Source organism: Pseudarthrobacter sp. B907 (assembly GCF_040137805.1).
Taxonomy (GTDB): domain Bacteria; phylum Actinomycetota; class Actinomycetes; order Actinomycetales; family Micrococcaceae; genus Arthrobacter.
The window spans coordinates 147112-171940 of record NZ_JBEEQE010000004.1 but is presented as its reverse complement, the minus strand read 5'-3'; the positions used below and the strand labels follow the sequence as shown (position 1 = coordinate 171940).

The following is a 24829-nucleotide window of genomic DNA, read 5'->3' as shown; positions in this document are numbered from 1 at the left end:
ATGAATAACAAGGCAGTTCTCTTGGTACTATTTCGACGGCCTGATCTCACCCGAAGTCTGATTGCCGCAGTAATGGCAGCCAAGCCGGACCGCGTCTACATCTCTATTGACGGGCCCAGAACTTCAGTTGCGGGTGAATGCACCCAAGTAGATGAGGTTTCAAAAATTGTCCACGCTGCAGGCTGGCCGTGCAGCATTGAAATTCGCAGATCGCCTACTAATTTAGGTGCAGGGAACCATGTGAGGGAAGCAATCTCTTGGTTCTTCCAACATGAAGAGGCCGGAATAATTTTAGAAGATGACTGCATACCCCACGGGGACTTCTTCCGATATTGCTGGCGAAGCCTGATTGAAAGTCGTGACTCTTCAACTATGTCTATTGGGGGCTACTCGCCCGTTCCTGAAAGACTAGTTGGTAGTAATTCTGTACGAAGGTCGCGGTATCCGATGACTTGGGGCTGGGCAACGTGGGCGAAGTCGTGGGAGCACTATAGTTTTGACCTAGGGGACTGGCGCGACCGCCTTTCACCTGCCACCCTAGCGAAGATCGGCGCCGGTGACCCGTGGTTCAGTACCTATTGGTCTGCAAAGTTCGATTCCCTCCAGTTCGGGACTCGGAACATCTGGGATTATCAGTGGGTCTTCGCAGTGTGGAGCCAAGGGGGACACGGCCTACTGCCGCGAGTGAACCTGGTTCAGAATCGTGGTTTCGGCGCTGCCTCAACGCATAGCTTCATAGAACGCAAAATATATGCGACACCAGCGGCGCCGCTATATGTCGACGGAGCTGCGGGGGTTTCGCAGCGGGTGGGGGATTTTAATGCCGCTGCCGACAGGTACCTTCACAGGCACTTTTATCAGTCAGGGTACGCTTACCCGCTCACGGCGACAGGCCGCGCTCTTGCCCGAACACTGATTAATAGATACCTCCGATGATTCGAAACGGAGCAGAGGTGAATCCGGTTTTTGCTTCAACGAAGTTTACGCCAAATTCAAGGGGCAAGGGCGGCGCTAGTTCGATTGGAAGGGCGCTCCGTAACTTCAGAAACTGGCTTCTTATCAAGCGGTCACTGAGTTCAAACGTTTGCTACGGAAGTAATCTAGTGATTGGGTCGGGAACCATAGTCAGGCCCCTCCACCACCTAAAGCTGGGCGACCATGTATCCATTGGCCGGAACAGCACAGTGGAGGTTAGTGGATCGATCGGTGACTTCGCAATGATCGCGGGCGGTGTAGCCCTCGTAGGACGACGGGACCATGAAATCGAGGAGGTCGGAATGCCAATGCGCTATTCGACCTGGATCGGGGATCGCGAGGCTGTCTTGGATGACAAGGTCGTGATAGGAAACGATGTTTGGATCGGATTCGGGGCAATAGTCCTTTCAGGCGTAACGATTGGCGACGGTGCTGTCATTGCGGCTGGTGCTGTCGTCTCCAAGGACGTCGAGCCGTTCTCCATCGTTGGTGGTAATCCCGCTCGTCCCATATCCGGGCGATTTGCAGCCGAAGACCGTGAACGACACATGATCGATCTGCGATCTCCGAACAAGCGATGGCTGCAGTGACTATCACGGATGACGAACCAAATAGAACTCTAATTATCGAGCCGAGTCCCGATGGGCACCGGTTCTACTACGTAAACCTCCTGATAGCGGGCGCACTTAGAAGAGGCGATGATGTGACCTTGCTTACGAGCGCCGCATCGCTGGACCGCCCAGAATTTCGTTTATACATTAAGAAGTGGATAGGCGAAATCAAAGTAGCCACGGCTGAAAAGTTCGCTGTACAAGACGTAGCCCGGCATGCTCGAAATTTCAGCGCCGATCTCACAGTTGTACCCGACGGCGACGCCTTTACTTTTAGACTGGCTCGGACGCGAAGATGGCGAGGACCAGGGGCCGTGTCCACGTTGATAATGCGTGAGTCGGTGCCTTCTTCTGGGCTAATCGGCATGCGCTTCGCGAAGAAGCAACTGAAGGCGCTCTTGATACGTAGGGCGAACCGAATGAGAAACGTTCGTGCGACGGTCCTGAAGTCCGCACTATGGCGCGCATCATCATCAGATGTCCCGGCTGTTGCTGATCCGGTCTCCGTCCAGACAGACCGACTCGCTATCGAGGCCGTACGGTCACAGTTGATGTTGGATCCAGGCACGTATTGGTTCGGCGTAATCGGAGTGATCTCGGCGCGAAAGAATCCCGTAATCGTTCTGGATGCCTTGGCAGCCTGTCCTCCCATTTCATTAGGGGTCGTCATAGCTGGTCAAATTGATCAACAGATCCTCGATGAAGTATTGGATGCGGCAGCCAGAGCGAGATCAGCCGGGCACAGGGTTGTCGTAGAGAATAGGCTGCTGGACTCCGACGAATTGGACTCTTTAGTTGCCGCGGTTGACTGTGTCGTCTTGGCCCATTCGAACGAGGGCCCCAGCGGAATCCTTGGCAAAGCGACCGTAACTGGCACACGAATAATAACTGCGGGGGCGGTATCGCTGGCATCCGATGCTAGGTCCCATCCCGACATGATGAGTTGGCACGTACTGGACGTCGCAAGCCTGACGGATGCCTTCACCCTGACCAGCCGCAAGCAGAGGCCCGAAAAGGTAGGCGCCTCGAGCGCGGCGGATTTCGCGATGGCCCTCCTATGACGTCTCGTCTCGGGGCGCACCCGACGGGTCGTAGGGGATTGGGAATGCAAGCGGTGGCACTAGCCTCCGCTACCGGCTTCTCCCAAGTAATAGTCGCAGTGATCTATGCGGTCGCGGCCAGATCAACAACCCCTGATTTATTCGGATCCGTTGTGGCCGCGATCGCTGTTGGAACTGCCTGCGTCGGTTTTGTCGATTTCGGCACTAACGCTTTATGGGTGCGCGAGCTGTCGCGTCGAAAACTGAACAACGTGGAGCTGGGAAGACGGATGCTCACTAAGTTAGCATTTGCAGCCGGGCTGGGTGTCACGGCCGTCGTCTGGTTCCAAACATACGCACCCGACAGCGTCATTTGGTCCGCCGCCCCCATAGCGGTTTCGGTCTTGATATCTCAGACTGCGTTGGTGCCTCTGCGCGCCTTGGCCAGAGGGGAGATTGTGGCGCAGACTATTCTCGCGGATCGATGCACAGTTGCCCTTGTTTTTACAGGATTATGTCTCCTGGGCGTCGCCCCGCTTGACGGACTTTGGGCCGCCCTCTGCGCCGGGTCTATCATGGGTGCGACAAGCGCTTGGGTGATGACCCCCAGATCGGCCCGTCCCCACGTCGCAGGTTTTACAGTCCGTCTGTATGAGTCCACGGGACATTACGGTCTCGCCAATGCCGCCATCAGTGCGCAGTCTCTCGACTTGGCGATAATAACGGCAGCCGGGGGCCCCTTGGCCGCTGGCATTTTCGGTGCCATTAACAAATGGACGCAGCCTCTAGGTCTTCTCGTAAACGGGTTTTCCTCTGCTGTCGTTCCCTTCATTGCCATGTCTAACGATTTCAGAGATGCGTGGCCCAATATAAAAAGAGCCCTATGGCTCCCAGCCACTGCCATTCTTGGCTGCCTGGCTCTCGTCTTTTGCGCCCCGGTCTTGATTGGACTTGTGCTGGGTCCAGAGTACGCGGCGTCAACTCAGGTCCTGCAGCTTCTCGCGTTGGCGGTTATTCCGGCCATAGTGAGTCAGCCTCTCTCTGTAATTCTCCAATCAATGGGACACGACCGGTCCGTAGCCGTCATTACCGTCATCGGGGTCGCCTTGCAGCTTTGCATGTTGATTGTCGTTACACCCCGTTATGGGGTCATAGGAGCTGCCTTGGGGATTATTGCAACTCAGCTGATCATGGCAATAGGTTACGCAACCGCCGTCGGGAGCGTTTATAGGAATTCTAAGTGCCCAGAAGGGAGCGCTGACTAGAATGAAAATTGCCCAGGTTTTGCTCAGCCCTCGAGTAGGAGGTGCTGAAACGTTGGCCGCTTCGTTGGCAGTCGAATGGCGCAGGGCCGGGCACGACTCCTCGGTCATATACCTAGATGAATCACCGAAGGGCGGTTCGAAATGGTCCCGTATCCGGCGGTTGCGGAGAGAGTTCGCGCGAGTTTGCCCAGACGTAGTTCTCTCCCACAGCGCTTTGCCTAACCTATATGCTCGCTTAGCCGCGCCAAGCCACCTGCCCGTGGTGACTGTTCTCCACAGTGCCACGGATGATTTTCTTATTTCCTCCCTCCGCGTTGCCGAGAAGCTCCTTCGATCCCGAACGTCGTGCGTTGTTGCAGTGAGTGCTAAGGGGGCGGAGGAATACGTGCGACATTTTGGTCACAGCGTGAGGGTCGTAGTGGTGCCGAATGGGACTCAAACTTCGTCAATGGTCAAGAAATCGCCCTCCCTCGTACCTCGGAAGGCGCTGACGTTGTCCAGGGTCGCACGGCAAAAGAATCCTGGGCTTTGGATTGAGGCCGTCGAATCCGCCACCCACAGACATCCCGAACTAGATTTCGAGTGGTGGGGACCCGCCGAATTGGGTACTTCCATGGCTGAGATGATGGCGGCGCACAATTCTGGGCCAAAGCCGGGCCGTTTTGCTGGTACCACGTCAACGCCAGAGGACGTTCTTTTCGAGGCTGATTTTCTTTTCCACCCGTCCGACAATGAGGCGCATAGCATAAGTATCATTGAGGCAGCCGCAGCGGGTCTCCCTATTGTGTGTTCGTCGCAAGTTGCGGAATCCTTGGATGAGGCCCTGGCCGCGGTAATCTTCCGAGTCAATGACGCCAATGACGCTGCCGAGGCAATATCTAGAGTCGTTGATGGGTGGCCCGAGCTAAGCACCAGGGCTCGTGAGCTTGCCCCAATAGTACAAAATATGTTCAGTATGGCCGTTTGCGCAGAACGATACATCGAATTGTTCGGCGAGCAGGCCAATGGGTCCCTTCGCATTTGAGCGGGGTTAGAGCGGTATGAGATTGGCGCCGCGGGGCAGGGGTTCCCGGTGCGGCGTGGTGCAGCGGGGTAGTGGTCGGGGCTTCTTTGAATTGGTAGCGACCAAGCCTACCAACACCAAAAGAGACCCTGACATGGATAACTCTATGTCTTGTTTCGACGACCGCTGGTGCACGCGCGCGGACGCGCTGCTCGGCGTCGAGGGCGTCCATGTCAGCTCCGTCACGGCAACGGCTGCCAGCCTGGTTCTGGGCGTCGAGCCCGGGGAAGACGTCACCGGTGGTCCGGACTGCGGCGTCGTCTCGGTTGGGCACAGTCGCCGGCAGGTCCGGCTCCATGACATCCCCTGTTTCGGCAGGCCGGTGCGGCTGCCGTGGGCCAAGCGCCTCTGGCGTTGGCAGGACCCCGCACGAAATTGACCGCCGGTGCCGTGACTTAGGCAACCGATGCGCCCCAGTATTTCGACACCTCAGTCTCGGCCCTGGCCCACCAACTCGGCGTCTCCTGGCACACCACCTGGCACGAAATCAGGGCAGAGACCCCGCGGCGGATCGCCGACACGCGCCGGTTGAAGGGGCTGAATGCGCTCGGCGTCGACGAACATATCTGGGCCCACACCGGGCCGCCCGGCACCGGGATGGTCACCCGGATCGTGGACCACACCCGCGACGCTCACGGCTTCGTTCACGCCCAATTGCTGGACCTCGTGCCGGGACGCTTCGGGAAGCATACGCCGACCGGGTGAAAGTGTCAATAGAACCTTCAGCAGTCCCAAACAGCGGCGCTGGATCCCTTCCGCGGCTACGTCAACGCGATCCGCGACGAACTGCCCGAAGCCATCACCGTCCTGGATGCCTTCCACGTGGGGAAACTGGGTCGGCCATGGTCGATGAGATCCGCCGCCGGGACCAGCAGGACATCCTGGGACGCCGCGGCCGCAAGTGCGCTCCGCTCTACGGAACCGCAGGACCCTGCAGATCGGAGCCGAACACCTCACCGAGAAACAGGCTTCCCGGCTCGACGCGAAGCTCACCGTCGGGAACCCGGACCACGCAGTCACCCCGCCCGGCAGTGCTACCAGAAGCTGCGCAACATCGACCACGCCCGTCCCGAACAGGGCAGGGCAACCGTGAGCGAGGTGATCGCGTCGTTCCCGAGCTGGCCCATCCCGGAAGTCGCCCGCCTCGGACGGACCCTCAAGCAATGGAAGACGGCTATCCTGGTCTACTGCGACACCAACGGCGCTTCCAATGGACCCACGGAAGCGCACAACGGCGTCATCGATACCATCCGCAGAATCGCCCGCGCCTTCCGCGACTTCACCACCTACCGGCTCAGATGCCTAGTCGCCGCCCGCAGCCACCGCCCCTACCGGGCGAAACAGATGAACCGTGCCTAAACGCAAAGGGCCACATAAAGAGGGCGCACTATCCGAGATCTCTGCGGCAGCTCAGCACTTAATCGATACAAGCCAGGCTGGGGAGCAACATGGGTGCTCATCCATATTCTGAGCGGAGAGGTGGATCAATTTTCAGAGTAGAGTCGTCGAAATCTTTCGCACGCTGCGTTTCGGTTCAGGCATCCGCGGACCGTGGGACTCAAGGTAGCTCTTAGCAGCTGCAATCGTGAATTGTCGCTTTAGCTGTTGGTATCGCTTTTCCTTGCTTTCGTTGCGGACCTGGCGCGTCGTGCCTAAATTAGTCGGGGAGTCGAACGCAATGGGCAAATAGGCTCCAGTCTTTTTGAGCAGACCTGCTGCCCGACTTAACAAATCATGGTCGTCGTTACCGAGGAAGAAGCATTCGAGATCAAAACCTTCAAGGACCTCGTACTCATCTCTTCGAAAAGCCAAAGGTCCTCGCATGACAGATCCGCCAACATACAGCAGTCTGCGGCCCTGCGCCTGAACCAGGGGCTTATTGATGTCTTCCCCCAACCGGCCTGCCTCTCCGCACAATATGAAGAGAATGGGGCTTGGCCGATATGCACGTCTGCTTCGGAGCATTGAAGTAGCCCTGAGAGTGGCTGATCGGATTTTGTCTGCCAAGACAGCTCTTGGACCTTGTTTTCCAACGACTGATGAGATGGGATGTATGCCCCTTCCGCTCACCGCGAAAACATCAACGTTGGTCGTCAGTGCATTCACCATTAAGCGGTCAAACCCATGTTCGCGCAGGGTCATGTCAGATTGCACTTCGATGATGAACTCACCGGCAGCCAGCTGGATTCCGATGCTGTCGCATGCCGTCTCAAAGATGTCAGACTCAGTTTTTATGAACGTAATGCACGTGGTTAATCCAGAATTCTCAGAAACACTGCTTATCCATGCCGCAATTTGTTTGTCGGAGCCATCGGTGGAGGCATCATCTATTATTATGAATTCATGCAGCATCGAAGAACACTTCAGAATGGATTGGAGATTGTTCTTTATTATTGCGGCCTGATTGTGGACGGGAATAATGTAAGTGACAACCGGGATCGCCGGCGAGAGGTCCCGTTTAAATCCGGTAAATTCGACATTAGCAAAAGGTGACTCTTGTGACGACAGCTCTTCGCGGACGGGCGCCAAATTAATAGCGGCGTACGGTAGGTCCATGAGATTCATGATCTCCAATCACTGAGTATGAGTAGAACCTCGACATTGACATCGAAGCCATTGCCTGCTGCACAGTTTTATTCAAATAACACAAGTCGGTGCCGGGGAAATTTCCAACCGCAATGTTAGGTGGGACGCTAGCCGGTCGCATACGGCAGGTCAGTCATTCTGCGTAGTGACCTGATCTGTCTACTCTACAGCGGGCTACTGGGCTCACTCACCTGGGAAGTCACGGCGAATGCGCTCCCGCTCGCTGATCGGTCAAAACGGAAACGGCATCCAGTTATGGCTTGAAACGTCCTGCTCGGAAGAGCCTGGGCTCGTCGGCATCGGAGTCAAAAAGTATGCGTTCAAGTTCTGCCCGAGGTGCACCGGCGTCGATTGCATTAGGACGGGAGTGCGTTTGGCTGGGGTCAAATTCGACATTTCCTGGATCTTGCGAATAGTAGCTATATGCGTAGGCGTCGGGACCTTTGGACGGTAGGCGATTGAGCACTATCCCGAGCACTTTCGCATCCACCAACTCCAGAGATTTGAGGGACTTTTCCAGGTCCTGGCTTCGCAGTTGATGCGATCCGACTACAAGAACAGTGCCGCTAACATATTGGGACAATACTGCGGCATCCGTTACGGGCAAGAGCGGGGGCGCGTCGATGACAACAGTGTCGAACGTATTCTCAAGACCAAGAATCAGGTGCTCCATCTCGCGGGAACCGAGAAGTTCACTGGGGTTGGGAGGAATTTGACCGGATGTCAAAACGTAGAGATTGTCGTCACCCCACGGCTGCAACAAATCGGTGACATTTGCCGAGCCGATGAGCGCTGTAGTCAATCCTGCGTTGCGCTCCAGCCCGAGATATTCGTGAACCATCGGCCGGCGCAAGTCGGCGTCCACCAAGCAAACAGAATTACCAGCCTGTGCCAAGGCTATCGCCAGGTTGGTGGCCGTAGTACTTTTACCCTCCCCGGGAAGCGAGGATGTTATCAGGATTGCCTTTGCCTCTCCCGAAACGTTTGCGAACTGGAGATTAGTGCGTAGCTGGCGGAATGACTCGGCCCGGGGACTCTGATGGCCAGCCTGTGTTAGGAGCGGCTGTTTCTTTGCGTCTTGATCGAATGAAATGCCGCCAAGAAGTGGCGCTGATGTGAGACGTCGGAGATCTGCCTCACCTCTTATTCGCGTGTCGAGCGTTGTGCGGAGCGTGGCGGCGGCAACGCCAGCACCGAGCCCGACTAGGAGGCCCAAGATCAAATTCAGGCGAGTGTTTGGCGCGGAGGGAGCGGACGGAGCCGTGGCTGGTTTGATTATGGACAAACTTACGGGGGATGGGCTCTCCATCTTTGGCTTCTCAAGGTTGTCGACGACCCTGATGAGGCTGTTTGCCACGGCCTGGGCAACGGCTGCCGCTTGGACAGGGGAATCGTCAGTGACGGAGATTTCGATTAGAACCGTGTTTAGATCTGTGCTGGCCGTCACTCTTTCCGCCAACTGGGCTGCAGTCTCTCCCAACCCTAATGAGTCGATCGCTGGCTGCAACACGGCAGGGGAGCCTACGGTCTTGACATAGGACTGGACTCGCGCCTGACTGAAGGTGTTGCCTTGTTGGAGCTCCGAAACACTTCCGGACCCTTGAATGGACACGAAGAGCTGAGTCTGCGCCGTGTAGGTAGCCTTGACGAGGACTGAGGCCGCTGCACCGCAGAGGAGTCCAATCGAAGCCAGCGCCACGACCAGCATCCAATTGCGGCGCAGAATGCGCAAATAGTCGCGTAGATCCAACTTGGGTCCCCCTATAGTTCTGCGGTCGGCTGGCGGCCGGCCCCCCGAATGGCCGCGCGGCCTTCGTAAATTGTACCTATCAAGTACGGGGCGTTCTCACCAAGGGTGTCAGGGGTCCGTTCGAGCCCTATTTTCTTTGCAGCGCAGGGTGTCTGGAGGGTCAAGCGAGGCGCCCGCTCCACCTCGGTGGTGCCTGCGACTGTTCGACTACGGACCCATGAGTCTGCACCTCGGGGTGGTGCGGAGCGGGCGGCGATGGTCGCGAGGGCGCCACTACCGCGTATCCAAATCCTCAAACACCAAGAACGTTTGAGTATCCAGCACCCCGGGCATGGACTGCAGCTGGTCGAAGATCACCCGGCGCAGGTCCACGTTGTCCACCGCGCGGACCAGCAGGATCACGTCGAAGTCCCCGCCGACGAGCGCGATGTGGTGCACCTCGGGGATGGCGCGGAGCAGCTCCCGCAGTTCGCGCCAAGAATGCTGGCGCACCTTGAGGGTCACGTAGGCGGAGGACTTCAAGCCGGCCTTGATCGGATCCACGAGGGCCGTGAACTTGGTCAGGACGCCTTCGCCGGTCAGCCGGGCAATCCGGGTGTAGGCGTGAGCCCGCGAAATATGGACGTTTTCGGCCACCTGGGTCACGGACATCCGGCCGTCCCGGGTCAGCTCCGCGATGATGTTCCGGTCCACCTCATCGAGCGGTACCGCCTGCTCCGGCTCCGTGCCTGCCATTTGTCCACATCCCCCGCCGGTAATCCAGCTCACACTTGCATTCTGTCTTCAAGATTAGGGCAATATTCAGGACTTCTCCATGATTTTGCCCGGAGGTGGATACGAAAAAGCCTCCGGGACCATACTGGAGGCGAATAGTGGCTACAGAAGGACGGACCAATGACGATCTCCGCAGACCACCCTGCGCAGCAGCCCGAGCGCGGGGAGGCGCCCGCCGCGCCGGCGCAGAACGCCGCGAGCGAGGCCGTGCGCAAGTTCGGCATCACGGTCGAGGACTACATGCTCCCGGCCCGGCACCCGATCCAGATCGTGGGCCCGGACGGGGCCCTGAATGCGGACACGGAGCAGGGCGCCCAGCCCGGCCACGAATACAGCCTCCCGGGGGACGCGGAACTGCTGGCCGCCTACGAGCAGCTCGTCGTCGGACGCCGCGTCAACGACCAGAACTCCGCCCTGGTGCGGCAGGGCCGGATGGCCGTCTATCCCTCCAGCCACGGCCAGGAAGCCTGCCAGGTCGCGGCGGCACTCTGCCTGTCCGACGGCGACTGGATGTTCCCCACCTACCGCGACTCGGTGGCCGTGCTGGCCCGCGGCGTGGATCCGGTCCAGACCATGACGCTGTTCCGCGGCGACTGGCACGGCGGCTACGACCCGGCCAGGCACAAGGTCGGCATCCAGTGCACCCCCCTGACCACCCAGCTGCTGCACGCCGTCGGCGTCGCCCACGCGGCCAAACTCCGCGGCGAGGACACCGTCGTCCTGGCCATGTGCGGCGACGGCGCCACCAGCGAAGGCGACTTCCACGAGGCACTGAACTTCGCCGCGGTCTTCCACCTGCCCGTGGTCTTCTTCGTCCAGAACAACCAGTACGCCATCTCCGTGCCGCTGGCGCACCAGTCGGTCGCGCCGTCCCTCGCGCACAAGGCGGTCGGCTACGGCATGGCCGGCGAACGCGTGGACGGCAACGACATCGTCGCCCTCCTGGCGGTGCTGGGCCGGGCCGTGAAGCTCGCCCGCGAGGGCTCCGGCCCGCTGCTGGTGGAAGCCCACACCTACCGGATGCAGGCCCACACTAACGCCGACGACGCCACCCGCTACCGCCAGGACAGCGAAGTGGCGGAATGGGTGGCCAAGGATCCGCTGAGCCGGATGAAGACCTACCTGACCGGGCTCGGACTGCTCGACGACGACGGCGCCGCCCGGATCGCCGACAAGGCCGAAACTGTCGCCACCGCGCTCCGCGAAGGGCTCAGCGAAGACGTCCCGGTGGAACCGCTGGACCTCTTCAAGTACGTCTTCTCCACCCCCACCCCCCAGCTGAGGGAACAGTCCGCCCTGCTCGCCGACGAGCTCTCCCGGGAAGTGGCCGCGAAATGAGCCCCACCGTCACCACCTCCTCCGAGGCAAACGGCAACGTCAGCGCCGCGACCGCCCGCGCGGCCGCCAAGGCCGCCGTTGAAGCCGAAAAGACCGGCCCGCAGACCGTCACCCTGGCCAAGGCGCTCAACACCGCCATGGCCGACGCGATGCGCGCGGACGAGTCGGTCCTGGTCTTCGGTGAGGACGTCGGCATGCTCGGCGGTGTCTTCCGCATCACGGACGGGCTGACCAAGACGTTCGGGACGTCCCGCTGCTTCGACACCCCGCTGGCCGAGTCCGGCATTGTGGGCATGGCCGTGGGCATGGCGATGAACGGCATGCGCCCGGTCATCGAGATGCAGTTCGACGCGTTCGCCTACCCGGCTTTCGAACAGATCGTCAGCCACGTCGCCAAGATGCACAACCGCACCAAGGGCACCGTCAAGCTGCCCATCGTCATCCGGGTCCCGTACGCCGGCGGCATCGGGGGAGTGGAGCACCACTGCGACTCCTCAGAGGCCTACTACGCCCACACCGCCGGGCTCAAGGTGTTCACCCCGGCCACGGTCGCGGACGGCTACCGGATGCTGCGCGAGGCCATCGACTCCGATGACCCGGTGATGTTCATGGAACCCAAGAAGCTCTACTGGTCCAAGGACCAGGTGGACCTGGACGCACTCCGTGCCGAACACGCCGAGAACACCGAACGGGGGACCTCCTCGGAGGGCCGGGCCGCCGTCGCCCGCCCCGGCACCGACGCGACGCTGATCGCCTACGGCCCCTCCGTCCCGACGGCGCTCGCCGCCGCGGCCGCTGCGGCTGAGGAGGGCCGCTCGCTTGAGGTGATCGACGTCCGCTCGATCGTGCCGTTCGACGACGAGACGGTCTGCGCCTCGGTCCGTAAGACCGGCCGCGCCGTGGTCATCGCCGAAGCCCACGGCTTCGCCTCCGTCGCCTCCGAAATCGTGGCCCGGGTCCAGGAGCGCTGCTTCCACCACCTCGCCGCCCCGATCCGCCGGGTCACCGGCTTCGATGTGCCGTATCCGGCGCCGAAACTCGAGCACTACTACCTGCCCGGCGTGGACCGCATCCTCGACGCCGTCGACGACCTCCAGTGGGAAGACTGACCATGAATAAGCCGAAAGTATTCCTCCTGCCGGACCTGGGCGAGGGTCTCACCGAAGCCGAGCTCGTCAGCTGGCTCGTGGCCGTGGGCGATGAGATCCGCGTCGACCAGCCGATCGCCGAGGTGGAGACGGCCAAGTCAATGGTCGAGGTGCCGTCGCCGTACGCCGGGACCGTGGCCGTGCTGCACGGCGAGCCCGGGCAGACCCTCGATGTCGGGAAGCCTTTGATCTCGGTGACTCCGGTTGGTGCGGCCCCCGGGGCGGCATTGCCTGCGTCGGCTGGTCGCGCTGTCGACTCACCTGACACTGTCGTGGACTCGCCTGCTGCAGTTGCTGCCGAGGTTTACCGCGAGGAGGAGAAGGCCGGGTCCGGGAATGTGTTGATTGGGTACGGGACTCCTGGCGGGCATGGGGTTGCTCGGCGGAGTCGGGCTCCTAGGCGGGGGGCGGTCCAGGTGCCGGCGGCTGAGAAGGCTGCCGATGATTTGGTGCTGATGCGGACGCGGGTTCCTGGGAAGTTGGGGGCGGTTATTTCTCCGCTGGTCCGGCGGATGGCTCGGGACCATGGGGTTGATTTGGGGGAACTCCAGGGGTCGGGGGCCAGCGGGCTGATCATGCGGCGGGACGTCGAGGCCGCCATCAAGCCCTCGGTGGTCGAGCGCCCGGAGGCTCCGGCCGGAACGGAAGCCCCGGCCCCGGCCGGCGGCACTGACGCGCGGACCGGGCTGGGCATCGCCGGGCGGACCCCGGTGCGCGGCGTGCGCAAGGCCGTTGCCGCGAACATGGCGCGCAGCCGGTCCGAGATCCCGGAGGCCACCGTGTGGGTGGACGTGGATGCCACGGCGCTGCTGGAAATGCGGGCCGCGCTGAAGAGGTCGGACCCGCACAACACGCCCGGGCTGCTGGCGTTCATCGCGCGGTTTGTCACCGCCGGGCTGAAGAAGTACCCGGAGCTCAACACCCGGATCGTCACCACCGAGGACGCCGCCGGCGGGGCATCCAAGGAGATCGTTGCCTTTGACGGTGTCAACCTCGGCTTCGCGGCGCAGACGGACCGCGGCCTGATGGTCCCCTCGGTGCGCAACGCGGACAAGCTCAGCGCCCGCGAACTGGACGCCGAAATCCGCCGCCTCACCGCCGTCGTCCGCGAGGGCAAGGCGACCCCCGCGGAGCTCGGCAGTGGCACGTTCACGCTGAATAACTACGGTGTCTTCGGCGTCGACGGTTCGGCGGCGATCATAAACCACCCCGAGGTGGGGATCCTCGGCGTCGGGCGGATCATCGACAAGCCGTGGGTGGTCCACGGGGAGCTCGCCGTCCGCAAGGTCACCGAGCTGACGCTCACTTTCGACCACCGCGTCTGCGACGGCGGGACCGCCGGCGGCTTCCTGCGCTACGTGGCCGACGCAATCGAAAATCCGGGGTCGGTGCTGGCCGATCTCTAGAATATTGGTGCAGGGGCTCTGATAGTCCTGGGTCACTTAACCGGTCTTATGGACCGTTTCCCGTGGCATAGGATGTTGGCAATCACATCTGCATCTTGGGGGACTCTTGCGCCGCATTCTGATCGCCGTCGTTCTGGCTATCGTCGCCACCGTCATGGCCGGTTGCGCAGCGAGCCCGCCGCCCGTCTCCGAGCGGGTGCAGAAATACTACGACGAGAACGTGGCGTCCAAGCCGAGCGCGGCGCCTACCGCACAGCCGGTCACGTTTACCGCCGTTGGAGACTCGGTGACTGAGGGTGACAGCCCGGACTTCAACGGCGGTAAAACCGGCGCGTTGTCCTGGGTGAGTCACATGCCGGCGGGGACGAAGTTCGTTGGGGGCTGGGCTAAGCATGGTTCGACTACCGATGCGATGACGGCTGGAGTGAAGGCTCAGCCCGCGGAGGTTCTGGTCATGATGGCCGGGACTAATGACGTGCTCGCCGGCGTCCCGTTCGGCAAGAGCGCTGCCAACCTCATAGCCATTGTCAAGACCGTTGGCGCGAAGCGTGTCCTTATATCCGCCATCCCGCCGCTTGACTCTGACCCGGCCGCAGCGACTGCCTACAACACAAAACTTCAAGCCCTCTCCGCCCAGCAGGGCTGGGCGTTCGTTGACTCCATGGCCGGCGTCCGCAAAGGTGACACGTACGCGCCAGGCATGACCACTGATGGCGTCCACCCCACACTTCCCGGAGTGAACGCCATCAGCGCCGTCCTGGCGAAGGCAGTCAAGGGCTAGACCGATGAGTAAAGTAGCGGAGCAGCTGAAAGCCACCTGGATCGATGCAGCGATTAATGGTGCCGCCGGGTCTTACATCGTCCCCAGAAGGGTACGAGGGGCACTCATTAGCCTGATTTCCAGGCATCAAATCGATCCGAGCGCAAATATCGCAGCCGGCGTATTCCTCGGAGGCATCGAAGGGCTGACCATTGGCCCGCACAGCTTCGTCAACTACCGATGCTTCATCGACCTCACCGCTCCAGTAACGATAGGGGCGAAGACTTCGCTTGCCTACGAAGTGATCATTGCTACTAGCAGTCACGAGCTCGGCGGCCCACAGGAGCGTGCAGGTAATAGGGAGAGGCGTCCCGTCAACATCGGCAACGGATGCTGGATCGGGGCCAGAGTCACGATTCTTCCGGGTGTATCGATTGGTGACGGATGCGTAATTGCGGCCGGCAGCGTCGTCACGACCGACTGTGAGCCCAACGGCTTCTACGCTGGAGTGCCGGCGGAACTCAAGCGAATTCTTGCATGATCGGAACAACGAAATGGCATTGCACATGACTTCTGGGGGATTGCTAGCTGTAGGCGACAGTATTGTTGATGGTCACGGCGATTCGATGGCGGGTGTCCCGGCGATGTCGTGGGCGCAGTGGCTCGCTGACGCCATGGACCTTTCGTACACCCGATATGCCCGAGGCGGCATACGCTCCGCTGAGATCGTGACGGACCTTTTGCCCCGCGTCCGTGGCAAGTACGCCGTGGGCGTGTTCAATATGGGCACCAACGACGCCCTGAAGAACTGGGACGCCAAGGTCTTTCGCGCCAGTATGGAGACGGCAGCGGAGGTCATGACTTCCGCGTGTGAGCGCGTCGTTGTCCTAAACGTTCCCACCAGCGCCGAGGCTACCGCCATAATTGAGGACATAGCGGCAGCCCGCGGGATCACAGTCGTTGACGCGGCACTCGCCGGCGGGAGGTTCCTAGCGGCAGATGGGGTACACCCAACGGCGCTGGGCCACCTCCGCATAGCTGACCGGGCCGCCGCCGCCATCGGCGCGCCGGCCCCTTCTACCCTCGCCTTGAATCAAGGGAAGAATGGACTCGGCGCGCCGTACTGGCTGGGCTACGGATGGCGCTCAGCCCAGGCTCAAGCCCGCAGGACCGCCAAGGCCATCCTCCGGCGCTAGACCAGAAGCGTGTTTAGGTCACGCGGAATTTGCCCGGTGACCAGTACGGCGCGGTCGATGGTGATGTCGGATGCAACGGCGTCGGTGTTGCCCCAGATGGTCACATTCAGGTTCGACACGTTCTTTGGGACGCGCGTTGTTACTGCCGTCCAGAAAAAGCCGTCCCTAGCGTCAGCACATGGCCGTGAGATTATCGAGTTGTAATCAATGTCGATACTGACCTGTCCCGCATTGCCACCCTGCCCGGTGGGTATCCTCATGCGGACGGCGAACGTCAACCACTTTCCTGCCAGTAGCATGTAGTTCAGGCCGCCCGACTGGATGAATGACTGAGCGCCCCCCGACGTTGACTGCAACCGGACAGCGTAGCCGTTGCTTGATTCCCGGTTCGTGGTGTCTTTCGAGAGCGTGGCATTGTTGCCGTCCAGTTCGGCAGCGCCGGCGGCGACGGGAACTGCTTGAAGTCTCCGTTTGGGAGCAGGTTCACGCCCGGCACGTAGAACGCTGGGGGCGCCATCGTGAGCGGGCTCGCCGATTTGTTGTAGGTCAGCGCGGCCTTGATGTTGTCAGCCCAGAGACGCGAGCCCGCCGCGTTTGGGTGGAGCCCGTCAGAGTTCAGAAGCCCCGCAACATTGCCGCTGTCAACAAACGCCTGGTGAATATCAACAAACCCATATCCCATCAGCTGCGCGACTTTGCGGAAGTACCCTGCGCGGATACCTTCGATATTTGGCGGCGTGGTGGCAATGTCGATGCGCGGATTCTGCGACATGACGATGACCGAGGCGCTAGCGCACGCAACGCGCAACGATTCCACTGCTGTAATCGCCCGCTCGGGGATGCGGACAGGGTCGAGGGTGCCGCTCTCGTTGTGGCCGTTGTTCATGAGGATGAGGTCGGGCTGTATCGCCCCGGCGAGATTTTCCAGACGTGAGGCGAGGGGGTACTCGAAAGTCTTCCCTGACACACTCGCGTTGTAGATCGTCAGGGTGTTCGGGCCGGTGCCCGTGGCAACCGTCACCATTGGATCGTATGCTCCGCTGGTGTCGTTCCATGCGGCTTTCTTGACCGTATAGGCGGGGAACTGTGCGGCGAGGTCCTGTCCCATGAACTCAACCCAGTTCGTATTGGGTCCGTTGTAAACTCCGGTCGAGTCTCCAGTTACCAGAATGGCGGCGTTCTCGTAGTTCGCCTTGAGCTTTGCCAAGAGAGGTTGAGCTGCGAACGAACCACCGGCAGATGGCGCATAAGTGGGGGTGTCTATCAGAGCGTCGCCGTTAGCCAGTGTTAGCAGCACATAATCAACCGCATATCATGGGAGCGATTACATCAGCGCTTTGGGGGAATCCGTGCGGGAACTTTACGTCGTCAACAGGGTCACTGTTTTGATCTCGGTCGTCGCTTCGGTGGTGGTCTTGATGGCAACTTTCATGTCGATCTCTTACCCCTGGCTAGTGCTGGCCCTTCCTGCCGCAGGGTCGGCGATCTATGCCATAGGGAAGCCGCTGGGCCGTATTGCTATCTTCGCGGGCGGAGCCCTCGCCGTTTTCCAGAGTTCTTCCGGTGCTTCCGCTGTGAAGCTTGTCTATTTCGCTGCTGCTCTGGTGGTTGTACTCATTGCCGTCATCCGATGTGGCGCGCATATGAAAACTGAGTGGGGAGCACTTTTCAAACCTGCTCTGCGTGGTGCTCTCCTACTAGTCGTTCTTGTTTTAATAGCGTTCACGGTTGGTACTTTGATTATGGGTGTGCCTGTCACAGAAGCGGCCCGCGACGGCATCACGTACCTGATGATCGCTGCCGCTGTGCCCTTGGCAATTGATGGGGCGTCCACCATGAATCGAAAGTCAGTGAGAGTGGTGACGGTGATCATCACGCTCCTAGCGGCCGTGTCCTTCGCGGTGCTCTTTCTGGCGGCCCGCGGGGTCAGCAGCCTTAGCGTCGAGCGCATTGGCTTGGCTTCCATGATGGCGTTAAGCATTGGGGTGTCCATGGGTTTCGTGCTCGGGCTTGGAGGCCGGGGGGTGAAGATGGTGTGGCTTCTGTATGTGGCCCTCCTCCTCGCTTGCGTATTGATAACGGGCAGCCGTGGGGGGCTCATTCTGCTGGCAGCCCTCGTTGGCGTTGTCGGTGCTTCGCGAAACGCTCGCGTGCCCGCAAGCAAGCTCTTCCTAGGTTTGGTCGTTTGCGCTTCGGGTATTGTTGCTGCGCTGATGGTAGCCGCACCGAACCTGACCAGCGCAGGTTTCCTGCAATCGCGAATCGATGCCAGCATCCTCGTCATGACCGAGGGCGCCGGACAGGACACTTCAGGTTACATCCGAGCCAGGGCTACCGGCTTCGCGCTCGATGCCTGGAACCGCTACCCGATCCTCGGCGTCGGCCTCGGCCACCGCTTTCCAGACCCCACTCCGGGCGGATACATGGTGGACTTCCAGCTGGACACTGCAGCAACATTCCTAGCGAAGTTCGGCCTCATTGGCACGGTCCTCCTTTTCATAGCGTTGGCGCTAATCGCCACTCCTGCGTTCCGCGTGCATAAAAATTTGCAGCCCAGGCTTCCGGAACAAGCGATGATGACAGGTGCCCTGGCCGTGTGGGTGGCCACCCTCATTTTCGGCGCGCCGACGGAGGATAAAGGTTTTTCCCTGGCCGTCCTCATGTGCCTACTCATGCTGGCGTCGGCCTTCAGGACGAAACCGAGCCTTGAGGATCTTGCTGCATCCCCAGACGAGCAGTTACCCACGCCTGTAGGTGGGACAAGCTATCTGATTTCTGCCCGTAAGGCGATAAAGTTCACTCGACCGACACCGGCCGCAAAGCTATAGCCGAGATCGCTTAGGAGCGGCCCAAGGCCCTTCTTGCTTCGGAGCCGGTGATGCCGAGCGCGGTCAGGTCATACACGGTCGCCAGCCCGAGACTGATTTTCCCGGACACGGGACCGCCCCAGCGGGTATGGTTGCCCGCAGTTTGAGCGCGAGCGCTTCGTGCCTAGGGGGGACGGTGATGCCTGATGAAATGGGGCCGGGGTTGGTGAAGTCTACGGACTGTTCACGTCAACTAGGGTAAGTCTGACCCGACGCCGCACCACTGGCCGCGACTGCGGCCTGCCAGCCGCCGAGGTCTTCAATCTGGAGCTGTGATGACGCACCTTCCGGAGCGCCCGATGCCATTTGCTGCCACCGTCCCGCAGTGAGAGCGCCGGTTGTGTAGACCGCGGTGGCGAACGTGGGCGTCGTTCCGCTGGAAACGAGCCAGGTGGCGTCCTCCCACCCCGTTTCGCGAGCACTATTGCTGAGGCTAGTCTAAATGTAACCGCCGGATACACCGTTATCTGGATAGCCCCAGTCCCCGAGGACCGATGGCCCGGACGTAGAATCGTCAAGACTTCGCTTGCTCACCCTGGGGGAACACATATGACTAGTTACCGCATTCTGCCTGCCCTGGTTCTGACGGTGGCGTTCACCATGACGGGCTGTGCTGCAGCCCCTCCCGTCTCGGAGAAAGTTCAGAAGTACTACGACGAGAACGTCGCCAAGCTGACGACTGCCACCGCGACTGCGACCGCCACCGCGACCGCGACTGCGTCGGCAATGGCTCCGGCCCAAAGAGTGGTATTCATCGGTGATTCTTTCGCGCAGGGTGCGGGGTCCTCAACGCCTGCGAGCAGGTGGACCTCCAAGCTGTCCCTCGACCGGGGGTGGACGGAGAAGAACATCGCGCGGGGCGGCACCGGATACTTGGCAACGCCTGCCAGCCCCAAAGCTGCGTGCGGCCTGGACTACTGCCCCACGTTTGAGGAGATGATCCCCGAAGCCGTCAAAGCGAAGCCGGACACGGTGATCGTGTCCGGCGGCCGCAATGACGTCGGATTCAGATATGCCCCCTTCGTGTCAGCCGTTGACAGCTTCTATGCGGAACTGCGCACCGCGCTGCCGAATGCCCGCATTGTTGCGGTCAGCCCTGTCTGGGACTCCTCCAAACCGCCCGCTCAGCTGGCCGCCTACGGTGACGCCATTCGTGCTGCGGTGACGGCCGTGAGGGGCGACTATGTGGACGTCAAACAGCCACTGGTCGGGCACCCGGACTGGATTACGCCAGATGGTGCCGACACCAAGGACGCTGGACATACCGCCATTTACGCGGCACTCAAGGATGCACTCCCCACAAAGTGACGACCAATCAGCTGATGGTTAGCCGAATATGAGCGTCAGCAGCCCGGGTTGAGAGCCACCTTGACGAATGCCGCTGTCTGGTAGATGTACTGGTACATCCACGAACCGTGGAAGTTCGTGACCGAGACCAGCGGCATCCTCCTTCGGTCAGCGACCATGCCCAGCTCGCCGCTGTAGCAGCGCTCCACGATGACCTGCGCCCGCGCCAGATGGAATTGAGCCGTGAGAACGTCGGCGCTCTTCCACCCGTACTGGGCGGAAAGATCCCTCAGCGCCCGCGCCTCGCCCTGGGTGGTGAAGGGCTCTGGATGGAAGCAAAGAATCCGATACGTGCGGTGGGCACTACATATTTCGGCGTCGAACCGGCCGTCCTGGGCGAGGGGGACCGAAACTGCCAATACGGGCGCGTATCCCTGCTCCATGAGCTTCTGGGCATACTCCATCCGCTGGTCCGGCGGCCCGAGGACAAACAGCACATCTGCGTGCCTGGGATTGTCCGCGGCAGGAGCCACGTACAGAAAAAACCCGGAAACTGCCCAGATGATGACGAGGGTCGCTAGGGCGGAAGCAACCCTGAGGAAGTTCTCTTTTCGCTGGGTTGTCCGAGCCACTGGTTCCTGGAGGTCGGTGACGGTCATGCTGTCCTTTTGCCGAAGGGGATACGGGTGGCAGCGATGCACTGGCGCCTACTTTACTATGCCGGGTTGCGGGGAAGGCGCAGCCCGGCGGTTAGAATCGAAACCTGAACATCGCAAGGCCAGCGGCGCTAGAAGGTGCCGGAAATACGGAGATTTCATGTCACGATGGCTAGAGGTCGGCCAGGACAACTATGTGCTGACCACCAAAGGATCCCTGCTCAACACCGGGCTGATCATAGGCACTGAACGTGCCATGGTGATCGATACCGGCGGAGGGCCCCGGCAGGGCCGCGAAATCCTGGACGCCGTTCGGGAAAAGACGCAGCTGTCGCTGGTGGTGGTCAACACCCACGCCCACTACGACCACTTCTTCGGCAACGCCGTATTCGCCGACGACGGCGTGAGCGAGTTCTGGGGGCACCAAAACTGCGCCGCCGAGATCGAGGACAACGGTGACGCCCAGCGGCGCCTGGTGGAGGCGGCGGAACCGGAAATGGCTGCCGGCCAGGGGGCTTCGGTGGAGCTTGTGGTTCCGAACGCGATTGTCAAGGACCAGCCGGTCCTGGTGGATCTGGGCGGTCAGACGGCCACCCTGTTCTACCTGGGCCGCGGCCACACCGACGGTGACCTGCTGGTGGGGACGGGCACCACGCTGTTCGCGGGAGACCTCGTGGAGCAGGGCGCGCACCCGTCTTTTGAGGATTCCTTTCCGGAGGAATGGGCCGATGCCCTGCGGCACGTCTCTGCCTTGCGGCACCGCTACGAATTCCTGGTCCCGGGCCACGGCGAACCCTGCAGCGACCAGTACGTCAAGACCATGGCCAACACCATGAGCACGGCGGTGCGGCAGGCCACCCAGGCCACCCGCGAGACGCCGAACGACGCCACCAAGGCGATCCCGATCCTTCCTTACGGCCCGGAGCAGTCGCGGTGGTTCATCCGGCGCCTGCAGGAGACCCGCGCCCACCACTGAGGGCTGCGAGAATCCTGTCCCCATGCTGCGCAAAGCCTGCGGAACCTTTTAGCGCGCCGAATCGACAACCCTCGAAGCCGCTGCGTAACCTCGTGGAGGACCCGCGTTCGAGGGTTTAATTCCGTCAGCGCTCAGCTCGCCCGGAGGATGGGGATCCCGGCCGCGCATCAATGGTGCCGCTGTACTCAGGAGGTCTCACCTTTGACATTGCCCGGCTACGTGCTTGCACTCGGCGTCCTTTTAGGCAGCATGCTATTCCTCGCTGCCGTGTTCTATGTGGCGATTTGCGTGAAACGCAAGCGCCACGCGTCCGCCCTTCAACGTCAGGTCCCCTAGTTTTGCCCTACATCGACATCAATCCGCACCGCACGAAGCCCAAATGGTGGGCTTACGCCGCCTTGACGATCCTCGCCATTGCCACCGCCGCCGTCGTGGTCCTGGCGCTGGCACTCCGTTAGTCCAGACCCCGCTGGTCATTAGGAGGTCGCTCGGACCGAGTGGTGTGGTCTGGAATTGAAGTACATGACTACGCGTGTGCGGGCGTCCGCCGATCGGTACCGTCGGAGCAGCGCACCTGCTCCGGCTCTGGCCAGTCCAGGGGTTCTGCCACCGCGATCCTGCCGGGTGGGCAGCTGCCCTGAGGGTCCCTAGGGACCCAAAATCGGGCCCTGGTTGAACCGCCTAGTTATAGGTCGGGCTGATGCAGATGGCTCCCAGACGTCATGAGCTTTCGGGAAATCGTCGGAAGCTGCAAACGATCCTCAGGCTGCTGCTGGCGGCCATGGTCCTCTTGGTGGCTTGGCCGGCCGCGGCCATGCAGGGGCGCCAGGCGCCCGGGCTGACTGCGGCGACGGCGGCCGCCGAGGTGGCCGCGGGCACTGAGGACTCGGTCTCGGAGCAAACCTTGGCCCCGCGCAGTTCCGCAGTGCCCAGTACCGCACCCTCCAGCCCGGCGCCGGAGGTTCCTGCCGCTCAGGTCTCGGCTCCGGTGGCCGCGCCGGCTGCGCCAACAGACGCCGCTGCGGCCAGTGCCATCGAGAGCAACCAGTACGTTGTAGCGCCGGGGGACACCGTCGGCGCCATCGCAGCCCGGTTCGGGCTGGATGTCGCCACGGTGCTGGTAGCAAACGGGCTGGGAGCGTTCACTCCCATCATGCCCGGCCAGACGCTCAAACTCTCAGGTCCCGCGATTGCCGCCCCTGCGGCGGCACCCGCACCCTCGGAGGCTCCCGCTGCCGCCGCGGCTGTTGCCCCGGCCGCGCGGACCATCTTTGTGGCCGGCTCGGGCGGACAGGCCATGGTGGACCGGTGCATCGGCCCCATCCACTTCACCCCGACCGATGCGTATTCGCTCTTCATCACCGAGCACGACTTCTGCGGAGGTTGGGCGAGGTTCTCGGGGATCAGCGTCGGCGAAACGGTGGTCGTCTCCGGCTACGGCACCTACACGGCAACGGGCCGCGGCCAGGTAGGACAGGGCGGCTCGACTAACGACGTCGCTGCCGTCTTCGGCGGCTTCCCCCGCGCCATTCTCCAGACCTGCATCCCGGGCACAAACCAGATGCTGCTGATCGCGCTCAACTAGCCTGGCCGCAGTGCTGCGTCGCCGCTGGACCACCGGGCATTAGGGCTGCGCCTAGACTGGGTGCTTGAAAGAAGTTCCAACAAGCGCCGCAGCGTGCTCCGCGGTGAGTCCTGGGGGAGAAACCAAAAGATGCCCGAACCGGTGGAAGACAACTCAGCTACCACTGCTGAAAACGCAGGACAGCCTGAACTCCGCCGCCGTCGCGACCTGCGTCGCGCCGACGGTGAGAACTCGGCTGCCCGGACAGGAACCATGCCGGTCGTTAACCCACGCAGCGCCCCCGCGGACACCACGGAACCCCCCACCCGCCCGGCTCCGCCGCGCAGCAGCTCGTGGGCCCAAGCCGCGGAAGCCGCTGACGAGCGCTTTGGCTACCCGGCCACCGGCGCCACTCCGGTGATCAGCGAGGTTCCCGCGGCGCCGCTTCCTCCCGCCAGCGCGCCGACGTCGGCCGCCCCGCAGGCACCAACGGCGCAGCAAGAACCGCACGAGACCGCGGCGGCCCCGAACCGGAGCCCGGACCCGGCCTTTGAATCTGCGCCCGGCAACGTGCCGCCGCCGCCGGCCCGTGCCACCCGTTCCGCCGGCCGGGCCGCCGCCCTGGCCGAGGCGCCGATCCCGGACTTCATCAGCTCGCCGGGCCTCTTCGTCCGGGAACAGAAGCCCCGGCCCGTCGGCGGGCTCCGCGGCACCCTCTACAACCTGACGGGCGGCAGCCTGAACCTGGGCCCGAGCGCCCGGCAGCGTGAAGAGGACGAGCTCGCGCGGCGGATTTCCCGCCAGCTGCAGGGCAGCTACAACACCGCGGTGCTGAGCCTCAAGGGCGGCATCGGCAAGACCTCCACCACGGTCGGCGTCGGACTGACCCTGGCCGAATACCGCGGCGACCCGCCGTGCGCCATCGACGCCAACCCGGACTCCGGTGACCTCGTGGAGCGCGCCCTCGGCGAAGGGATCTACCAGCAGCAGACCCCGCGGACCATCAGCGACCTGCTCCGCAACGTCGAATCCATCGACTCGCTGACCGCCCTGGCCCGGTACATGCACCACGCCGGACGCCTCCACCTGATCGCCGGGGAACAGGACCCGGAGGTCTCCGATTCGCTCACCGCCCAGGAATACCTGCGCATCCGCAAGCTGATCTCCGGCTACTACTCCGTGGCCCTCACCGACTGCGGCACCGGGGTGACCCATAATGCCATGAGCGGGATCCTGCAGTCCGCAGACAACCTCATCATCGCTGCCGGCTACGCCGTCAGCGGCGCCAAGCGGGCCAGGAGCACCCTGCACTGGCTCGCCAGCCACGGCTACGAGGATCTCGCGCGGAACGCCGTTGTGGTCATCACGGACAAGGACGAAGTCTCCTCAAGGGTGGACAAGGACGCCATCGAGGACCACCTCTCCGGCATCTGCCGCCAGCTGATCGCCGTCCCGCATGACCGCGGCGTGGCCGACGGCGACCTTGTCACCCTCGATGCCCTGCGGCCGGAGACCCGGCGGGCGTACCGGGAGATCGCCGCGGCGATCGTCGACGGCTACGTTTAGC

The 24829-nt window shown here is 61.8% G+C and carries 23 protein-coding genes; 16 read left to right on the top strand and 7 right to left on the bottom strand.

What is annotated here, in order from left to right; all coding sequences use genetic code 11:
- Nucleotides 1–1277 precede the first annotated feature (1277 nt).
- From ABLI39_RS05190 to ABLI39_RS05180, 4 genes are all read left to right on the top strand, one after another.
- Entirely contained in the window at nt 1278–1565 is a 288-nt protein-coding gene (locus tag ABLI39_RS05190; protein ID WP_349412361.1) for a DapH/DapD/GlmU-related protein, read from the top strand.
- Nucleotides 1562–2647, top strand: coding sequence for a glycosyltransferase family protein (locus tag ABLI39_RS05185; RefSeq protein WP_349412360.1), 1086 nt, complete (start codon nt 1562–1564; stop codon nt 2645–2647). The genes ABLI39_RS05190 and ABLI39_RS05185 overlap by 4 nt, the downstream gene beginning before the upstream one ends.
- 1245 nt (nt 2648–3892) lie before the next feature.
- Entirely contained in the window at nt 3893–4915 is a 1023-nt protein-coding gene (locus tag ABLI39_RS17400) for a glycosyltransferase family 4 protein (protein ID WP_502935186.1), read from the top strand.
- A 133-nt stretch (nt 4916–5048) separates the two neighbouring features.
- On the top strand, nt 5049–5333 hold the full coding sequence (locus ABLI39_RS05180) for a transposase family protein (protein WP_349412359.1): 285 nt from the start codon (nt 5049–5051) through the stop codon (nt 5331–5333).
- Nucleotides 5334–5383: 50 nt separating this feature from the next.
- On the opposite strand, the gene ABLI39_RS05175 is transcribed toward ABLI39_RS05180, so the two are convergent.
- Nucleotides 5384–5776: a hypothetical protein gene (locus tag ABLI39_RS05175; RefSeq protein WP_349412358.1), complete on the bottom strand. Its 393-nt coding sequence runs from the start codon at nt 5774–5776 to the stop codon at nt 5384–5386.
- Here ABLI39_RS05175 and ABLI39_RS05170 point away from each other — a divergent pair.
- Nucleotides 5699–6313: a transposase gene (locus tag ABLI39_RS05170; protein ID WP_349412469.1), complete on the top strand. Its 615-nt coding sequence runs from the start codon at nt 5699–5701 to the stop codon at nt 6311–6313. The two genes, ABLI39_RS05175 and ABLI39_RS05170, sit on opposite strands and share 78 nt — an antisense overlap.
- Before the next feature lie 132 nt (nt 6314–6445).
- Here the strand turns inward: ABLI39_RS05170 and ABLI39_RS05165 are convergent, their stop codons facing one another.
- The 3 genes from ABLI39_RS05165 to ABLI39_RS05155 form a co-directional block, all read right to left on the bottom strand.
- A complete protein-coding gene (locus ABLI39_RS05165; RefSeq protein ID WP_349412468.1) occupies nt 6446–7519 on the bottom strand; it encodes a glycosyltransferase family A protein in 1074 nt (357 codons plus the stop codon).
- Between the two features lie 274 nt (nt 7520–7793).
- On the bottom strand, nt 7794–9290 hold the full coding sequence (locus ABLI39_RS05160; protein ID WP_349412357.1) for a tyrosine-protein kinase domain-containing protein: 1497 nt from the start codon (nt 9288–9290) through the stop codon (nt 7794–7796).
- A gap of 273 nt (nt 9291–9563) precedes the next feature.
- Nucleotides 9564–10025 (bottom strand): Lrp/AsnC family transcriptional regulator, encoded by a 462-nt coding sequence (locus ABLI39_RS05155; RefSeq protein WP_349412356.1) that lies wholly within the window; start codon nt 10023–10025, stop codon nt 9564–9566.
- A 159-nt stretch (nt 10026–10184) separates the two neighbouring features.
- Here ABLI39_RS05155 and ABLI39_RS05150 point away from each other — a divergent pair, with 159 nt between their 5' ends.
- From ABLI39_RS05150 to ABLI39_RS05125, 6 genes are all read left to right on the top strand, one after another.
- The gene (locus tag ABLI39_RS05150; protein ID WP_349412355.1) at nt 10185–11402 is read left to right on the top strand and encodes a thiamine pyrophosphate-dependent dehydrogenase E1 component subunit alpha; all 1218 of its coding nucleotides are present in this window, start codon (nt 10185–10187) and stop codon (nt 11400–11402) included.
- Nucleotides 11399–12511 carry an alpha-ketoacid dehydrogenase subunit beta gene (locus ABLI39_RS05145; RefSeq protein ID WP_349412354.1) on the top strand — a complete coding sequence of 371 codons (1113 nt, stop codon included), beginning with the start codon at nt 11399–11401 and terminating at the stop codon, nt 12509–12511. The genes ABLI39_RS05150 and ABLI39_RS05145 overlap by 4 nt, the downstream gene beginning before the upstream one ends.
- A gap of 2 nt (nt 12512–12513) precedes the next feature.
- Nucleotides 12514–13956, top strand: a complete 1443-nt coding sequence (locus ABLI39_RS05140; protein ID WP_349412353.1) for a dihydrolipoamide acetyltransferase family protein — start codon at nt 12514–12516, stop codon at nt 13954–13956.
- A gap of 106 nt (nt 13957–14062) precedes the next feature.
- A complete protein-coding gene (locus ABLI39_RS05135) occupies nt 14063–14737 on the top strand; it encodes an SGNH/GDSL hydrolase family protein (protein ID WP_349412352.1) in 675 nt (224 codons plus the stop codon).
- Nucleotides 14738–14741: 4 nt separating this feature from the next.
- Nucleotides 14742–15257, top strand: a complete 516-nt coding sequence (locus ABLI39_RS05130) for an acyltransferase (protein ID WP_349412351.1) — start codon at nt 14742–14744, stop codon at nt 15255–15257.
- Nucleotides 15258–15270: 13 nt separating this feature from the next.
- Nucleotides 15271–15912, top strand: a complete 642-nt coding sequence (locus ABLI39_RS05125) for an SGNH/GDSL hydrolase family protein (protein WP_349412350.1) — start codon at nt 15271–15273, stop codon at nt 15910–15912.
- Here the strand turns inward: ABLI39_RS05125 and ABLI39_RS05120 are convergent.
- The gene (locus ABLI39_RS05120) at nt 15909–16190 is read right to left on the bottom strand and encodes a hypothetical protein (RefSeq protein WP_349412349.1); all 282 of its coding nucleotides are present in this window, start codon (nt 16188–16190) and stop codon (nt 15909–15911) included. The genes ABLI39_RS05125 and ABLI39_RS05120 overlap by 4 nt on opposite strands.
- Nucleotides 16191–16216: 26 nt before the next feature.
- Complete coding sequence (locus tag ABLI39_RS05115) at nt 16217–17119, bottom strand: SGNH/GDSL hydrolase family protein (RefSeq protein ID WP_349412348.1); 903 nt, start codon at nt 17117–17119, stop codon at nt 16217–16219.
- A gap of 142 nt (nt 17120–17261) precedes the next feature.
- Here ABLI39_RS05115 and ABLI39_RS05110 point away from each other — a divergent pair, with 142 nt between their 5' ends.
- Nucleotides 17262–18740 carry an O-antigen ligase family protein gene (locus ABLI39_RS05110; RefSeq protein WP_349412347.1) on the top strand — a complete coding sequence of 493 codons (1479 nt, stop codon included), beginning with the start codon at nt 17262–17264 and terminating at the stop codon, nt 18738–18740.
- A gap of 588 nt (nt 18741–19328) precedes the next feature.
- Entirely contained in the window at nt 19329–20087 is a 759-nt protein-coding gene (locus ABLI39_RS05105; RefSeq protein WP_349412346.1) for an SGNH/GDSL hydrolase family protein, read from the top strand.
- Between the two features lie 35 nt (nt 20088–20122).
- On the opposite strand, the gene ABLI39_RS05100 is transcribed toward ABLI39_RS05105, so the two are convergent.
- Nucleotides 20123–20725 carry an ElyC/SanA/YdcF family protein gene (locus tag ABLI39_RS05100; RefSeq protein ID WP_349412345.1) on the bottom strand — a complete coding sequence of 201 codons (603 nt, stop codon included), beginning with the start codon at nt 20723–20725 and terminating at the stop codon, nt 20123–20125.
- 157 nt (nt 20726–20882) lie between these two features.
- Here ABLI39_RS05100 and ABLI39_RS05095 point away from each other — a divergent pair, with 157 nt between their 5' ends.
- From ABLI39_RS05095 to ABLI39_RS05085, 3 genes are all read left to right on the top strand, one after another.
- On the top strand, nt 20883–21698 hold the full coding sequence (locus ABLI39_RS05095; protein ID WP_349412344.1) for an MBL fold metallo-hydrolase: 816 nt from the start codon (nt 20883–20885) through the stop codon (nt 21696–21698).
- Between the two features lie 700 nt (nt 21699–22398).
- Nucleotides 22399–23283, top strand: a complete 885-nt coding sequence (locus tag ABLI39_RS05090) for a LysM peptidoglycan-binding domain-containing protein (protein WP_349412343.1) — start codon at nt 22399–22401, stop codon at nt 23281–23283.
- A 129-nt stretch (nt 23284–23412) separates the two neighbouring features.
- Nucleotides 23413–24828, top strand: a complete 1416-nt coding sequence (locus ABLI39_RS05085; protein WP_349412342.1) for a MinD/ParA family ATP-binding protein — start codon at nt 23413–23415, stop codon at nt 24826–24828.
- Nucleotide 24829: the final 1 nt, after the last annotated feature.